The organism is Paracoccus sp. MC1854, assembly GCF_014164635.1.
In the GTDB taxonomy this organism is placed as follows: Bacteria; Pseudomonadota; Alphaproteobacteria; order Rhodobacterales; family Rhodobacteraceae; genus Paracoccus.
The window spans coordinates 45298-60435 of the sequence record NZ_JACJFU010000016.1; the positions used below are offsets into that span (position 1 = coordinate 45298).

The 15138-nt window shown below is 73.1% G+C and carries 15 protein-coding genes; 2 read left to right on the forward strand and 13 right to left on the reverse strand.

Annotated features, from left to right (window positions below):
• Nucleotides 1-259: 259 nt before the first annotated feature.
• Nucleotides 260-2146 (forward strand): trypsin-like serine protease, encoded by a 1887-nt coding sequence (locus tag H5395_RS12480; RefSeq protein ID WP_182792910.1) that lies wholly within the window; start codon nucleotides 260-262, stop codon nucleotides 2144-2146.
• Nucleotides 2143-3060, forward strand: a complete 918-nt coding sequence (locus H5395_RS12485) for a serine protease (RefSeq protein WP_182792911.1) — start codon at nucleotides 2143-2145, stop codon at nucleotides 3058-3060. The genes H5395_RS12480 and H5395_RS12485 overlap by 4 nt, the downstream gene beginning before the upstream one ends.
• 94 nt (nucleotides 3061-3154) lie before the next feature.
• Here H5395_RS12485 and H5395_RS12490 read toward each other — a convergent pair whose 3' ends face one another.
• The 13 genes from H5395_RS12490 to H5395_RS12550 form a co-directional block, all read right to left on the reverse strand.
• Nucleotides 3155-3643, reverse strand: a complete 489-nt coding sequence (locus H5395_RS12490) for a hypothetical protein (protein WP_182792912.1) — start codon at nucleotides 3641-3643, stop codon at nucleotides 3155-3157.
• A 34-nt stretch (nucleotides 3644-3677) separates the two neighbouring features.
• On the reverse strand, nucleotides 3678-4841 hold the full coding sequence (locus H5395_RS12495; protein ID WP_182792913.1) for a PASTA domain-containing protein: 1164 nt from the start codon (nucleotides 4839-4841) through the stop codon (nucleotides 3678-3680).
• Nucleotides 4842-4844: 3 nt separating this feature from the next.
• Nucleotides 4845-5369 carry a phage tail protein gene (locus H5395_RS12500; protein ID WP_182792914.1) on the reverse strand — a complete coding sequence of 175 codons (525 nt, stop codon included), beginning with the start codon at nucleotides 5367-5369 and terminating at the stop codon, nucleotides 4845-4847.
• Entirely contained in the window at nucleotides 5356-7884 is a 2529-nt protein-coding gene (locus H5395_RS19345; RefSeq protein WP_182792915.1) for a baseplate J/gp47 family protein, read from the reverse strand. The genes H5395_RS12500 and H5395_RS19345 overlap by 14 nt, the downstream gene beginning before the upstream one ends.
• Entirely contained in the window at nucleotides 7877-8281 is a 405-nt protein-coding gene (locus tag H5395_RS12510; RefSeq protein WP_182792916.1) for a GPW/gp25 family protein, read from the reverse strand. Before H5395_RS12510 ends, H5395_RS19345 begins: the two co-directional genes overlap by 8 nt.
• 14 nt (nucleotides 8282-8295) lie before the next feature.
• Entirely contained in the window at nucleotides 8296-8643 is a 348-nt protein-coding gene (locus tag H5395_RS12515; RefSeq protein ID WP_182792917.1) for a hypothetical protein, read from the reverse strand.
• A gap of 4 nt (nucleotides 8644-8647) precedes the next feature.
• A complete protein-coding gene (locus H5395_RS12520; RefSeq protein ID WP_182792918.1) occupies nucleotides 8648-10144 on the reverse strand; it encodes a phage baseplate assembly protein V in 1497 nt (498 codons plus the stop codon).
• Nucleotides 10141-10905: a hypothetical protein gene (locus tag H5395_RS12525; RefSeq protein WP_182792919.1), complete on the reverse strand. Its 765-nt coding sequence runs from the start codon at nucleotides 10903-10905 to the stop codon at nucleotides 10141-10143. The genes H5395_RS12520 and H5395_RS12525 overlap by 4 nt, the downstream gene beginning before the upstream one ends.
• On the reverse strand, nucleotides 10893-11900 hold the full coding sequence (locus H5395_RS12530) for a hypothetical protein (protein WP_182792920.1): 1008 nt from the start codon (nucleotides 11898-11900) through the stop codon (nucleotides 10893-10895). The genes H5395_RS12525 and H5395_RS12530 overlap by 13 nt, the downstream gene beginning before the upstream one ends.
• 3 nt (nucleotides 11901-11903) lie before the next feature.
• Nucleotides 11904-12359, reverse strand: coding sequence for a phage tail protein (locus H5395_RS12535; RefSeq protein WP_182792921.1), 456 nt, complete (start codon nucleotides 12357-12359; stop codon nucleotides 11904-11906).
• A gap of 18 nt (nucleotides 12360-12377) precedes the next feature.
• On the reverse strand, nucleotides 12378-13532 hold the full coding sequence (locus H5395_RS12540) for a phage tail sheath family protein (RefSeq protein WP_182792922.1): 1155 nt from the start codon (nucleotides 13530-13532) through the stop codon (nucleotides 12378-12380).
• A 27-nt stretch (nucleotides 13533-13559) separates the two neighbouring features.
• A complete protein-coding gene (locus H5395_RS12545; protein WP_182792923.1) occupies nucleotides 13560-14024 on the reverse strand; it encodes a hypothetical protein in 465 nt (154 codons plus the stop codon).
• Nucleotides 14025-14118: 94 nt separating this feature from the next.
• A complete protein-coding gene (locus tag H5395_RS12550; protein WP_182792924.1) occupies nucleotides 14119-14808 on the reverse strand; it encodes a hypothetical protein in 690 nt (229 codons plus the stop codon).
• Nucleotides 14809-15138 lie beyond the last annotated feature (330 nt).

The window sequence follows — 15138 nt, forward strand, 5'->3', positions numbered from 1 at the left end:
AGAGTTGGAGGCTCGCATGATCACCTTCCTGTTATCCGCATTCCTTGGACTTTCACCCGCGCCGGTCACCGGCTGCCCGGTCCCGCAGGCGGCGGGGAACATCTGCTGCATCCTGCCGACAGGGCAGCAGTGCTGTTCCCCCACCGCCGACGGGAACGGACGTCCGACCGGCTGCAACTGCTACTGAACGATCCCGCCCAGCCGCAGGCCGCCGCGCCCGCGCGGTGCCCTCGCATGGCCTTTCCCATGGGGGTTCCAGATGTTCCGCACCGCCGCCCTTGTTGCCCTGCTGTCCGTCGCAGCCCTTGTCCGGGGCGGGGCGGCGGCGCAGGATTTCGTCACCGGGGAGGAGATCCGAAAGGTCTCGCCCCGCGCCTCGGCCCCGCTGGTCGAGGCGCTTGTCCAGAACCAGGGAATGCTGGACGCCCATGACATCGACAGCCGGCTGCGGTTGTCGCATTTCCTGGCCCAGGTCATGACCGAGACCGGCGGGCTGCGGCGGCTGGACGAGAACATGAACTATTCCGCCCGCCGGCTGACCCAGGTCTTCAGCCGCCGGACGGTGACGCCCGCCAAGGCCGAGGCGCTCGGCGGCCAGCCCGAGGCCATCGCCAACTGGGTTTACCGCAACCGTCTGGGCAACGGCGGCCCCGAGACCGGCGACGGCTGGGCCTATCGCGGCTCGGGCTATATCCAGTTGACCGGGCGCACCAACTATCGCCTGCGCGGCGAGGAGATCGGCCTGCCGCTGGAACAGCAGCCCGACCTTGCGCGGCAGCCGGGACCGGGGCTGGAGGCCGCCGCCGCCTACTGGTCGGCGCGGCAGATCAACCGCCCCGCCGACCTGAACGACCGCCCCGGCATTCGCCGGCTGGTCAACGGCCCCCGGATGGAGGGGCTGGACCAGGCGATCCTGTGGCACAACCGCATCTGGTCGGGCATCTACCGCGACCGCCCTCCCTTTCCCGATGAAACCGCGGCGGTCGAGACCGCCGGGATCGACGAGCCGCTGGACGCCCAACAGGCGCTGGAACGCATCCTCGTGGACGAGGGCTTCGCCGAGGCGGGCGCCATCGAATCCGGCGGCGAGGAGGCGGCGGCGCAGGCGCTGCGCGATTACCAGGAAAGCCGCGGCCTCGAACCCACGGGCGTGCTGGACGAGGACACCTTTTACGCCATCACCGACCCCGAGGAATGGCGCAACGCCGAGGACACGGAAATGGCCGCCGCCCCCTTTTCCGGCGAGGGCGACCAGGGCGTCGGGCATGACCTTGCCGGGACCGCCCCGGCCGCGGTCCCGGTCCTCGATCCCGTCACCGGCAGCGGCGAGGCGGGGACCGAGACGCTCGACATCGGCGAGCAGACGGATTTCGCAGCCGCAGGCGGCACCTATTCCGCCTATGAGACCGCCGAAGGACGCTATGAGGGCGGCAGCTTCATCCCCTTCACCGTGATCGGGGATGACGACCGGGTGGCGGTCCTCGACACCACCGCCTTTCCGTCCCGCGCCATCGTCCAGATCCTGTTCCGCAAGCGCGCGGGGCTGGGACAGAGCCTCTGCACCGGGGCCATGATCGCCCCCGACGTGGTGCTGACCGCCGGGCATTGCGTCCATGGCGGCACCGCGATGGGAAGCTGGTATGCCGATTTCGAGGTCTTTCCCGGCCGCAACACCGGGTCGAAGCCCTTCGGCGCCTGCAAGGCCACCCGGCTTTACGCGCTGCGGGGCTGGACCGCGTCATTCTTCGTGTCGGATTCGCGGCTTTACGACCTGGGCGCGATCCGGCTGGATTGCGACATCGGCCAGCGCACCGGCTGGTTCGGGGTGGCGGCGCTGCCGGACGCGGCCTTCGGCCAGCCCTCGACCGTGCAGGGCTATGCCGCCGACAAGGCGCCGCCGGGCCGGCAATGGGTCAGCCTCGACCAGTTCCGCGTGCTTGAATCCGACAAGGCCTTTTACGAGAACGACACCTTCGGGGGCACCAGCGGCTCGCCGGTCTACACCGGCGAGGATTACCGGATCATCTGCGTCCACACCAACGGGCTGCACGGGTCGGGCAACTGGTCGCGATTCAACGCCTGCACCCGCATCACCCCCCCGCGCCTTGCGACCATCGCGGGCTGGCTTGAGGAGCCGCAGCCATGAAACCCCTGACCATCGCCGCGCTGGCGCTGCTGTTGCCCGCCCCCGCGCAGGCGGACGCGCTGGACCCCACCATCGTCCATGTCGAATGTTCCGAACCCGGCGGCAATGCGCGCCGGGGAACGGGCGTCGTCATCTCGCCGGACGGCATGGTGCTGACGGCGAAGCATGTCGTGCTGGGAACCGCGGCGGGCCTGAGCGATGCCACCACCTGCGCGGGCAGCCTCGGCCATGCGCTGACCCCCAAGAGTCAGATGACCGTCCAAAGCCTCAGCGGCGCCTATGACGCGGCATTGCTGAAATATCCGGGGCTTGCCGGGGCCGAGCATGTGCAGTTCTGCCCGGTCGAGCCGCGCCACAAGCGCGCCCAGGTGATCGCCGCGGGCTTTCCCCTGCGCAGCGCCACCGGCCAGCCCTCCGAGCGCATGGGCATCCTCGCCACCATCGAGCCGGACCCCAAGGGCCTGCTGGAAAGCGACGCCGTCACCACCAGCGGGATGAGCGGCGGCCGCGTCACCCTGGCCGAGAACGGCCGGCTGGTCGGCATCGTCTCGGGCGCCCTGCCCGAGCCGGCGACGGGCTATCCCAGCGCCTATGCCGTCCTTGCGGCCAGCCGCCTCGCGCCCGAGTTCGGGCAGTTCGGCCTGTCCTCGGACCCCGCGCTCTGCGGCCCGCGGGAACGGGTCCTGCCCCCGGCGGGCAACCCCGCCGCGCCATGGGTCGCGGGCGACGCGCCCCTGCCGCTGGGGATGAAGGAAGGCGAGGGCTTCTGCTACCTCGTCCGGGTCTGGGGCAGTTTCGACGACATCGCCGACGCGGTCGAAATCGAGCTGCAGAACGGGGAATACGTGCTGCACGGCAGCGACGCCTCGGACCCCAGCAGCCACGGCGCCGTTGCCCGGTGCGTCCGCTTCTGAGCGGCCGGGCGAGGGGCCTCACCTGCCGGGGGGAAGGCGACGGCGCAGCGGCGGCGAGCCGGAGGGGCGCGCCGACCCGCAGCAGCAGGCCGCGTCACTGCGCCACCTCGACGCGCAGGGCGGTTTCGCCCGCCGCGATGGTGATTCGGCCGCCGCCCGGACCCACGGTGAAGGATATCTCCTCGCCCCGGTCGCCCTTGTCGATCTGCGCCCCGCAGGCGGGGTGAAGCGGCAGGCCGAGGCAGGCTTCCTCCTCCTCTCCTTCGCAGGTCTCGTCGGCGGGGGTCGGGCGGCAGGCGAAGGTCACGCGCGCCGCGCCGCCGTCGCGGTGGCGCAGGGTCAGCAGGCGCAGGTCCTTGCCCGGCGCGGCGGGCACCTCGGCCTCATGGACGGCGCCGGCGGCAAGGGCGAAGGCGGTCTGGCCGCCGAGGCTGCGGACCCGCGGCGCGAAGCCGCCCAGCAGCCGGCCAAGCCCTTCGGTCCAGCGCGGCGGCGCGTCCCCGCCCTGCGGGCGCGGCGCGAAGACCATCAGCGCCACGAACAGCAACCCGAACAGCGCCAGCGTGATCAGGCCCTTGCGCATGATCCGCCATCCCGTGGGGGGCGGTCCGCGGCGGTCACTGCGGCAGCCTTTGCATGATGACGCCGTCCATGAACTTGGGCGCCACCACCATGTCCTGCAGGAAAAGACAGCGCCTGCCGATGCAGGGCTCGCTGCGGTAGAAGACCTGGACGATGCTGCCCGCGGGAAGCTCGGTCGGACCCTCCGGTGCGGTGCGGTGGACCCGCCCGTCCTCGGGACCATCGGTGACCGAGGTCAGGTTCATCCCCAGCCCCAGATCGGCCAGTTGCTGCCGCGCCTGATCCACCGTCAACCCCGCCAGGCGGGGCATCCGCACCACCGGGACGGGGGGCGCGGCGTTCCTGATCTCCTCGATCCGCGCGGCATCCACCCGGACCTCGCCCTGGGCGACCGTCAGGGCCGGCGCGTATTTCACGTCGAATCCCAAGGGGGCCAGCGCCTTCACGGTCGCGGAGGGAAAGCGGGCGTCGGGAAAGCGGCAGATCAGCGAATCGCAGGGACCGTCGGGAATGCGCACCGTCAGCGCCACGAACTCGTCCTCGTCCACGCCGGAACCGGCCGGGGGGCGGGTCGAGATCACCGTCAGGGGCTCGCCCGTGCCCTCGCGCGACAGGGCGAAGGTAACGCCGCGGTCGATGGCCTCGACCACCGCCGAGGCGGCGTTCTCGGCGCGCTGGCCGACAAGGCCCTCGGGGACCGGGGTGGCGGGGGCGCGCATGAACATGAAGGCCCCGACGCCCGCCAGCAGCACCACCATCGCGGCGGCGGCGGCGAAGATCCACCAGGGGATCTTCTTCTTCGGCGCGGGCGCGGCGGGCGGCGCGGCCAGGGTGAAGGCGACCGCAGGTCCCTGCACGAAATCGGCGTCGGGGTCGCTTTCGGCGGCGACCCGCAGGCGGAAGCCGTGGTTGCCCGCGGGCGCGTTCGGGGGCGGGCGCACCGTCACCTCGATGCTCTGGTTGCCGCCGTAGACGAAGTCGCGCTCGATCTTGCCGGGCGAGGTGGCGGGGGCGCCCGCGATCTCGAACCATTCGGGGCGGGCGCCGTCCAGCGGCTCGACGGTGATGCGGCCCACCTGCGCCGATGGCGCCATGTTGCGGACCAGAAACGTGGCCTTGGCGGGCGGCGTCACCCCGCTTGCATCGGGTGCCCCCATCTCAAGGCGCGAAGGCGCTTCGGTGATCTGGAAGGAAGGCATCGGTCAACTCCCTTGGTTCGGGCCGGCGTCGGGGATCGGCGCCAATTCAAAGGTGGTGAAGGCGGGTTTCTCGAACGCGATGATGCGCCGCACGAGGTCCAGCCGGGGCAGGGCGGCGGCCGGGATGCTGACGCGGAAATGGAACGGGCGTCCGGCGCTTTCCTCGATGCCGAAGCCCTGCACGCCGGTCGCGGTTTCAAGGAACCGGCGCAGGGTCGCGGCCGAGCCGCCGCGGCGGCCGAGCGCGGCGGCGGCGGCGGTCAGTTCGCGCAGGTCGCCGGCGGCGGGGCGGTCCTCGCCGGGGTCCGTCTGCAGGTAACGGCCAAGGCCCACCCATGCCGCCAGCACCGGCACCAGCCGGTCGGGCGCGCGGCGGGGATCGGCCAGCAGCGCCGGATCGGCGATCGCCGTTTCCAACGAGCCGTGCAGCGCCGCCATGACATTGAGCAGCCCGTCGAGGACCGAGCCATCTGTCAGCCCGCGGCGGTAGATCTCGGGCAGCAGCAGGGCGATCTCAGCCGGTTGCATCGTCGCCTCCGGGGGGTTCGGCGCCGAACTGCAGCCGGTGGGCGCCCGCGCAGGGCAGCCAGCCGGGCGGCAGCGGCAGGCGGTCGGTGAAGCGGCGGCCCTCGATGCGGGTGAAGGTCAGATCCTCGGGATCGCCCCGCGACAGCCCCTGCGCGGTGCCGGCCAGCAGGGTCCGCCCGCCCGGCCGCAGCGCCACCGCCGCCACCGGCAGAAGCCGCGCCCGGTCGTTGTCGATGGGCAGGCCCGAGGTCAGCCGGGACGCCCGCCACGCGGGCTTGGCGCCGCCCGCATCCAGCATCAGCACGCCCGCGTCGCGCGTGCCCGCCGCGACGCGGCCCCCCGCCACGTCGAAGGCCATGCACGATCCGCCCTTCCAGCCCTCGGGGAAACGCTGCCAGCCCTGCGGGTCCAGCCCGTCCGCGCGCACCGCGATCCGCATCGGCCCGGTCCCGGTCTGCCCGGCCTCGGCCCAGACCGCGGCCCAGAGCCAGAGCTGCCCGCCGTCGCGCGCAAACGCCAGCGCCCGGATGTCGAGGTTCTGCGAGCCGGGAAGCTGCTGGAAGCTGCCGCCCGCGCCGCAGCGGGACGACAGCCACACCCCCCCGCCCGAGCGCGCGGCCAGCGCCACGAAGCCGGTGCCGGCGGCGCTGGTCGCGCTGGCGGCGGCGTAGAATCCGGTGCCGCCCGGCCCGACCTCGACAGCCTGCAGGCCGGGGGTGGCGAGGTCGCGCTGCAGGCAGCCCTCGGCCCCGGCGATCACCAGCCAGCGCCGGCCTTCCCGCGTGGTGACGGCAAGGCCGTGGACGGGTTTCGGCAGAACCTCGAGCTCGGTCCATTCCTCGCCGCAACTGGGCGAACTGCGCAGCTCGGTCTGGCCGTCGGGGCGTTCCAGTGCCAGCGCGAGGAAGCCCGGCAGGTCCGGGTCGGTCGCCAGCGCCCGGGGCCGCAGCCCTTCGCCGCCCGCCACCCGTTCCCAGGCCTGCGCGTCGTCAAGCGAGCGGTAAAGCCCGTCACCCATCAGCGCGTAAAGCGTGCGCGGCTGGTTGGGGTCGGCGACCAGCGCGCCGACCGGGCCTTCCGGCCTGTCGGTGGTCGAAAGGCTGACCCCTTCGGCATAGCGCACGCCCGGCTCGGCCAGGATCGCCTCATAGACTTCCGAAATCCGCAGCGCCTTGCCGGCGGGCCAGCCGCCCAAGGGCGACAGCAGCGCGTTCAGCCGCCGCGTCACCCGCCGTTCCAGCGCCGGGATGTCCTCGGACGGCGAGGCGGCGATCCGGGCCTCGACCGCCACGGGGCGGCACCGGGTCCAGCGCACGGCGACGCGGACCCCGATCGGCCGATGGGCGTCCAGCAGCTTTTCGACCCGCTCGCGCAAAGGTTCCTGCCGGTGGGCGGCCAGCATCTCCTCGGTCACGGCGCCGGTCTCGGGGTCGGGGGACACCTGCGGGACGATGCGGACCTCGACCACGCCGGGGCGGCCGAAGGACCACAGCGCCAGTTCCGCCTCAGCCCCGGCGCGGGCAACGCCGCCCGCGGCCAGCGCGACACGTTCGAAATCGCTGGCGGTGATGGCGGAATCGGGCATCCGCACCGCGTCCGAGCCCCGCGCCACGAAGGCGGCGGGGGTTTCGGCATCCTCGCCGCCCGTGGCCCGCGCGGGGTTGGTGATCGACAGTCCCGGCACCGGCTGGCGAAGCTGGGTCAGGGTGCCGGGCGGCACGTTGCCCGCGCGCCCGCCGCCGACCAGATACCAGGCCCGGATCTCGGCCCCGCGCGGGGGGATGGCGAAGCCGCCGCCGTCGCCCGCGCGGATCACCCCCGACAGCGGCGCGAAGGTGATCCGCCCCGTCGTGCGGTCGGCGACAAAGGCGCGCGGCGGCTGGCCGGGACGGAAGCCGGGCACCTCGTCCCACAGCACGAAGACCCGGCCTTCCAGGCTGATGGTCCGGGCCTCGGGCGGGACCTCGTCGCCGCCCGGCCATTCGACGCCCACCCGCAGGGTCTCGGCCACCGGCAGCGGGCGGGGCACCGGGCCGCGGCGCAGGGTGAAGCTGCGCCCGGCCTCGCCGGTGCCAAGGCCCAGAAGCTCGCCCTCGACCGGCTCGGCCTGGACGGCGGGCACCTCGGCGGCGGTCTCGCCTTCCACGAAGCGCAGGGGGGCGCAGGTGGAAAAGATCACCTTGCCCTCGGGGTCCGAGACCCGCAGCCCTTCGGGCCATTCGGCGGCGGGCAGGTCGTCGCCCGCGCGGGTGGCCTGCAGCCGCGTTTCGGCCGCCGCCGCCGGCAGCGGCAGGACGCCCAGCAGCTTCAGCAGTTCCAGATGCAGCCGCCCCGGCAGGCGGTTCAGCCGGTAAAGCATCGTCTCGGTCAGCCAGGCATAGACCTCGACCAGGGTGATCCCCGGATCGCCGGGGGAATGGTCGGTCCAGTCGGGGCAGCGGGCGCGGATGATCGCCAGCGCCTCCTCCACGAGGTCGGCAAAGCGGCGGCGGTCGATCAGGTCCTCGTCACGCATGAGGTCCCCCCAGATCGAGCGTGAAGCCGAGGCTGCCGTGCTGCACCGTCCGGCGGATGCGGTATTCCAGCCAGATCCGCAGCGCCTCGGGCGCGCCCTGCGGGTCGGGGCCGGCATCCAGCCGCAGGATATCGACCCGCGGCTCCCACCGGCGCAGGGCCTGGCGGACGTAGTGGATCGCAAGCCCGGCGGTGGTGGCGTCGTTCGGGGCGAAGACCAGCCGGTCCAGCGGGCAGCCGTAATCGGGCCGCATCACCCGTTCGCCAGGCACCGTGCCCAGCAGGATCATCAGCGACTGGCTGATGAGGGCCGGGCCGCCGACCATAGCCACGGCCCCGTCCGCGGCAAGGGCCGGGCCGCCCAATGGGTCGAAAAGCCATCCCTGCAAGCCTGCCATCGCGCCCCCTCCCTTCATTCCCGCAGGGTGACGAAATCCTGCCCCGCTGCGCCGGCCGAAAAGGGCACGACGCCGAGCTTGCTCCAGTCCGTCTTTCCGGTGGCGGAAAGCTTCGCCATCGGCTGGCCGTCGATGAAGACGAAGGCGGAATAGGACGCGGCCTCGTCCACCGAGACCGTCTTGAAGCACGGCGGGTTGGCGGGCGTCGCATGGGGGCAGGCCGTGATCGGGCGGTTCATCAGGTCGGGGCGGACCAGCACCGGCACGCCCCCGATCCGCACGAGGTCCTGCGAGGCTTCCAGCCCCACCCGGCCGCCGTGGGCGCAGCGCAGTTCGGCCTTTTCGGTCAGCACCTTCAGCATCGCCTCATTCCCGTTCGAACCGGATTTCCGCCGCCCGGATGGTGATGGTCCGGCGCGGCGCCTCGATCACCAGATCGGCGGCGGCGGCAAGCCGCACGCCCTCCGGTTCCATTTCCAGAAAGCTTCCTCCCGATGTCGCAATCTTCAGCGCGGCCCCGCCGCCGGCGAGGTCGAGGACCTGCCCGCCCCCGGTCCGCAGCACGATCCCGTGCGGCTGGCGCCGCGCCTCGGTGGGCAGCGCCTGCGCACCGAACAGCCCGCCCAGCAGGATGCCGCGGGCCGGGTCGCCTTCGGGAAACAGCACCAGCAGGTCGTCGCCCTTCTGCGGCAGCGCCACCATGCCGCGCCGCCGCCCCGCCCCCGGCGCGAGGCAGGCCATCCAGCCCGCGTCGAGGCCGCCGAAATCCGGCAGCTCGATCCGGCAGCGGCCCATCTTCTCGGGGTCGCTGTCGTCGGTGACCCGGCCCACCGCCACCAGCGGGGTGCGGGCGGGCGCGGGCAGGCGCGGGGCTTCGGTCGAGAACTCGGTGACATAGCCTTCGGTCGCCGACAGCCGGTGCAGGGCGCGGGTGACGACATGGCCGCCCGCAAGCGGGGGCAGCACGCCCTCGATGGTCACGGCGCGGCCAGGCATCAGGCCGGGATCGCCCTCGGCCAAGCCTTGGGCCACTGCGGTTTCGGCGGCGGCGCGGTCCAGCGTGGCCTGCAGCATCGCCTCGGCCTCGGCATCGGTGCCGCCAAGGCGGTTCAGCAGCATCCGCTCGCCCCCGGGCGGGTCGTCGCCCGGATCGTGCAGGTCGATCACCCGGTCCTGCCGTGCCAGCGAGGCGCGGTTGGTGCGCGGCTTCAGCGACAAGGGGTCGCGGCTGTGGATGGTGCCGCCCGGAAGCCACCTGTCGGCGGCCAGCGCCACCTCGCAGGACAGAAGCGACTGCCCCAGCGTCAGGGTCAGCGCCGCCTCGCCGTCGCCCGCCAGCGACAGAAGCAGCAGCATCCCGTCGCGCAGGACCGGGTAAAGGCCGGACCGGGCGGCAAGATCGGCCAGGAAATCAAGATCGGTCTGTTCATGCTGCAGCACCAGCGTCCGTTTCGGCGTGGTTTCCAGACTGCGGCTGCCAAGGCCGAGGTCGGCGGCAAGCTGCGCGGCCACGTCCTCGGCCGAGACATCGGCCAGCGCCCGCAGCGTCTGGCGCCGGGCCAGCCGGATCAGCGGATCGCGCGCCACCACCCGCAGCACGCGCCCCGAGGCCGAGGCTTCCTCGCACAGCCCGGTGATGGCGCCGGCGAAGACGGGGCGGCCGTCGATCGCCGCCGCAAGCGGGCTGCCGGGGCGCAGGCTGTCGGTCCAGTCCGGGTCGGCAAAGACCATTTCCAGCGCCGCGGGCGCGCCGAGCGACTGGCGCAGCAGCGCCTCGGACAGCCGCGCCGCCAGCGCCGCGTCGATCCCGGTCCCCCCCAGGGTCAGTTGCAGGCGCGGGCGGGGGGTGAGCGGGCGGTTCATGGCGCGGGTCCGGCGGGCGGGCCTGCGGTCAGGACGGTGCCCGCATCGATCCGCAGCGGGTCCTCGATCCCGCTGGCCTCGGCGACCTGCGGCCAGTTTTCGGGGTCGCCGGTCAGCCACAGGGCGGCAAGGTAAAGCGGCGTCGCCGGCTGGCCGTCGGGGTCGGCGACCGCCGGGATGGCGTCGGGGAGGGTGTCGGGCGCCCCATCGGGCGGGGCCGCGCCCGCGGGGGGCGGGGGGCCGATGGGGGCGGTCTCGGCCTCGGGCACCTGCCGCAGCTTGAGGCTCATCCACGAGCGGCCGGGCACGCCCCCCGCGCCGAAGCGTTCCAGCCGTTCCGCCAGCGCCAGCACCACCACCGGCAGGTTCCAGGCCGTGCCCCAGATGAAGCGGCAGACCGGCGGGCCGCGCCCGTCCCCCGCCGCCCGGCCGGGTTCCGCCAGCGCCAGCAGCGGCCGGGTCAGGTCGCGCACGTCGGGTTCGGTCAGCCGCGGCGGCTCGCCGCCTTCGGGCGCGGCGGCCGGGCGGGGGTCGAGGCTCTGGGCCAGTTCGGTGTCGAACAGCAACTGCAGGTCCAGTTCCGTGACGCCGCCGCCGGTCGCGATCAGGGGGTCGTGGCTGCCGCCCGTGCCGGTCAGGACACCGCCCCGGCCGGTGCGCTCGCGCAGGCCCGCGCGGCGGGTCAGGGTCAGGCTTTCGGGATTGAGCAGGCAGGACACCCGCTCGCCCGTGTCCTCGATGAGAAAGGTCACGCGCTCCATCCGCGTTTCTCCTGATCGGGCAGCGGCTCGGCCCAGCGGCGCGGCGCCGGGGGCGCGGGCGGGGCGGGGGACGCGGGAAGGGCGGGCCACGGGTGCGGCGCCTCGGGCGCGGGTTCATGGGCTGGTGCGGGGCGGGATGCGGCGGGCGCAAGCGGCGGGGGTGCGGGGGGCCGGGGCTGCGGTTCCGGGAAGGCCGCTTCTGCCGGGCGGGCGGCGGGTGACAGGGGCGGGAAACCTGCCGCCGCTGGCCGGACGGGGGGCGGAAAGGGCCAGAGGGACGGGAAAGGGGGCTGCCGGTCGGGCAGGGCGAAGACGGGACGCCCGCGTTCCGGGCGGGGGGCCGGAGGATCGGCCTGCCGGGCGATGGCCTTGGCTGGCGCGGTGCCATGGGCCTGGTCGCGCGGCGGGTCGGGGCGGGACGGGCCGGGCGCCGCGTTCTGGTGGAACTCGACGCGGGACGACGGGGGCTTGCGGCGGGGCGGGCTGATCGGCGCGGGCGCGGCGGGCCGGGCGGGCGGCCCGGCCGGGACCGGGGGCGCGGGCGGCGCCGGATGCGGGCCGTGGAACGCGGCCGGTTCCAGTCGGGGCGGGGCGGCATGGTCCCAGATCAGGCGCGGCCCCGGCCGTTTCGCCGGGGGCGGGGCGGGTTGCAGGAGCGGCAGGAGCGGCGCGGGTTGCGGGACCGGAGGCGGGGCAACGGACAGGCCGGCCCGGAGATCGCGCCCTGCGGGAGTGCTGCGGGGGTCGCTGTGCCAGAGGGAAGGCGGGACCGGGGCGGAACGCCGCGGGGGCGGGGACAGCCGCGCCCCCTGCATCGGGCCAAGGGGTTCGCCGCAGGCCGCCACGGCCGCGATCCAGGCCTCGGGGGCGTCGGGAAAGCGTCCGCGCAGCCGGGCGGCCCGCGCCTCGGCCTCGGTTTCCCGCCGGTCCAGCGCCTGCGCCACCCGCCGCAGAAGCCGCGACAGGCGACGTGGCAGCGGGATCCGGGCGCGCATGGCTCAGACCCGCTCAAGCTGGTCGAAGGACAGGCGCAGCAGTTCCACCGCGACGTCCCGCCCCAGCGCGTCCAGGGGCGCGCCCTGCCATTCGCAGGGCCAGGCATTGAACAGGTTCCAGCGCAGCGCCTCGGTGGTGCCGTCGGTGTCCAGCATCATCACCGACACGTTGCGCCGCTCAACCCGGCCCTGGATGGTGGCCTGCATCCAGGTCCACAGCTCGGCGTCCCGGATCAGGCCGTAGCGCAGCGTCACCTCGGCGTAATCGACCGGCCCCGGCATGGTCCGCACGATCTGGCCGATGCCGCCCTCGCGGTAGCGGATCGGGTGGACCCGGACACCGAGGCCGCTGACCTCGGTGAAATGCCCCCGCGCCACGCCCGGAATCTCCAGCCGGAACTGGAAGTTCCGCATCGGGTCGGGGCTTTGGGCGGCTTGGGTGGTGTCCATCTCTGGCATGGCGGGTTCCTTCGCGGGTCAGGGCATCTCGGCGCTGGTCTGGCCGATGCGGAAGATCACGAATTCGGCGGGGCGCACCGGGGCCAGCCCGACCTCGATCACCACGCGCCCGGCGGCGATCTCGTCGGGGGTGTTGGTCTCGGCGTCGCACTTGACGAAGAAGGCCTGTTCCGGGGTCGCCCCCTGCAGGGCGCCGTTCCGCCACAAGAGCGTCAGGAACGCCCCCACGTCGCGGCGGATGCTTTTCCACAGCCGTTCGTCATTCGGCTCGAACACCACCCACTGGGTGCCGCGGCGGATGCTTTCCTCGACCATGATGAACAGCCGCCGCACCGGGACATAGCGCCATTCGCTGGCCGAGGGCGCGAGGGTGCGCGCCCCCCAGAGAACGATCCCCCGCCCGGTGAACATGCGGATGACGTTGACCCCGGCCGGGTTCAGCACCGCCTGCTCGGCATCGGTCAGCCGCTGCGACAGCCCCAGCGCCCCGCGCACGACCATGTTCGCCGGCGCCTTGAAGACGCCGCGGCGGGTGTCGTTCAGCGCGAACATCCCCGCGACATGGCCCGAGGGCGCCACCGTGACCAGCCTGCTGGAATCGAAGGGGTCGCGCACCACCAGATGCGGGAAATAAAGCCCGCCATGGCCGCGCTCGCTTTCGCGGGCGCGCTGGCCGCCCGGCTCGCCGTCCGCGTCGCCCGCCGGAAGGCTGGCCACGCGGATCAGCCGCGACAGGTCGGCGGCCTCGGCCGGGCCGTCGAGGATGGCAAAGCAGGTGCCCAGCAGCTCGCAATGGGTCAGCAGCAGGTCCTGGATGGCGGGGTCGGTCTCGCCGGGGGCGGCGACCATCGCGATCTCGTCCACGGCCGACAGCGCCCGCAGCCCCTCCTCGAAGCCGCGGCCGGGACCGGTGTTCACCACCCAGGCCCGCCGCCCGCCGTTGAGGAAGAACCCCGAGACGGCGTGCGACAGCGGGGTGGAAACCCCCGCCTGCCCCCCGTAGATTCGCAGGAAGTCGCGCCAGTTGTTGACGGCCAGGGCCTCGCCCGGCCGGGCGCCCGCGTCGGGCGCAAGCCCGAGGAACGCGGCAGTGGTGGTGCCCACCTCCTCGATCGGCCGCGCCCCGGTCGAGACCTCCTCGACGTAGACGCCTGGTGTCAGATATTCGGGCATCTCGGCGATCCTCCCTTGCCCGCTGCGTTACCCGTCCCGGCCCGCGGCGCGCCGCGGCACCTTCTGGCTGCTTCTGAGAATGCGCTCCGTCACCGGCAGGGCGGGGGTGGCGTCCCGCTGCCGCTCGACCGTCAGGACGAGATGCAGGCAGGGTCCGGGCGCGGGACCGTGGCGGGCCTGCGCCTCGGCCGGGGCCAGCAGGCGCAGCGGGCGGTGCCCGGTGCCATCCGTGCCCGGAAGCCCGGGCGCCTCCAGCGCGGCAAAGGCCAAGGCGCAGAGCAGCGCGTCGCCCGCCACCGCATCGGCCATCCGCACGGTCAGCCGGTAGGTCAGTTCGATCCTGAGCGTGCCCGCGCCGAAGGCGGCGGCGGGGTCGATGGCGACCAGCGCGAGGCTGACCCCTTCGGGCGGCTTGTCCCCCCTCCCGCGCAGATGGACCTCGGCGCTGCCGGCATGTTGCCGCACCCAGTCGATCAGCGCGTCAACGGGCATCGCGGCGACTCCTCCCCGAAACCGAAGCTCACCGCGAGTTTACCAGATTTCAGCGGTCTTCACACGCCCGGATTGCAGGGAGCGGGCGATTTCCTCAGCCCGCGGTGCTGCGGATCGCCCGCAGGATCGAGCCGAGCGCGCCGACCAGCAGCACCAGCATCCAGACCGTCCCCGCCACCGCCGAGATCAGCGCCGCCAGCACATCGGCGATGGCCGCGACCACGCCGGGAACGAAGCCGATCAGCAGCCCGGTCAGGAAGGTCAGCCCGACCGACAGCCCCAGCAGCACCAGCAGCCCCTTGTTCTTCAGCAGCGCGGGGGTAGCCACCATCAAAAGCGCGATGCCGACCAGCTTGAAGATCATCAGCAGCGCCAGCACCGCCCGCGCCGCGCCCGCCGGGAAGGCGCCCCATGCGGCCAGGTAGACGGCGGTGCCGAAGGGAAAGGCCAGAAGCAGCGAGACCATCAGGACCAGCAGCGTCAGCGCGGCGAAGATCAGCAGCAGCCCGGCAAGGATGCCGAAGACCGACAGGACAAGGGTGACGAAGCCCTGCAGTTTTGCAAGCTGGCCCATGGGCCGGATGATCTCGACCGCCATCAGCGCCAGCGTCCAGCCAAGCGCGAGGTCGATCAGCCCCAGCATGCGGATGCCCCATCCGGGGGCGCTGTCCGTTCCCGCCGGGGCCATGCCGCCCAGCACCGAGCCAAGCGCAAGCTCGCCCAGGATCGCCATCGCGAAGGCGAAAAGCCCCAGGCAGAAGATGCCGATCCTTGTCGCGTCCATCCGGCTGGTCCGACCGCAGGCGATCCTTGTGCAAGAATAGACCCGCATGACCCTTCTGCCAAGCGGCTGCCGCGCAGCCTTCGGGGGATGCCTTCCGGCCCGCGGGACCTGCGCGAATTGCGGCAATGCGTTGCGGAAAGGATTCCGTAACAATTCGCGCTTTCCGCAGAAAGCGGTCCTTGGGGAAGGGGAATGAGAAGCAAGGCGTTGTTGCAGAACTCGGCCGCTAGTGGCGACTTCCCCTTTCCCTTTTGACGTCAGGCCACGCGTTCGATTTCGGCCGTGCCGAGTGCATTGAAGCGGTTCATCAGTGCAATGCGGACGTGGATT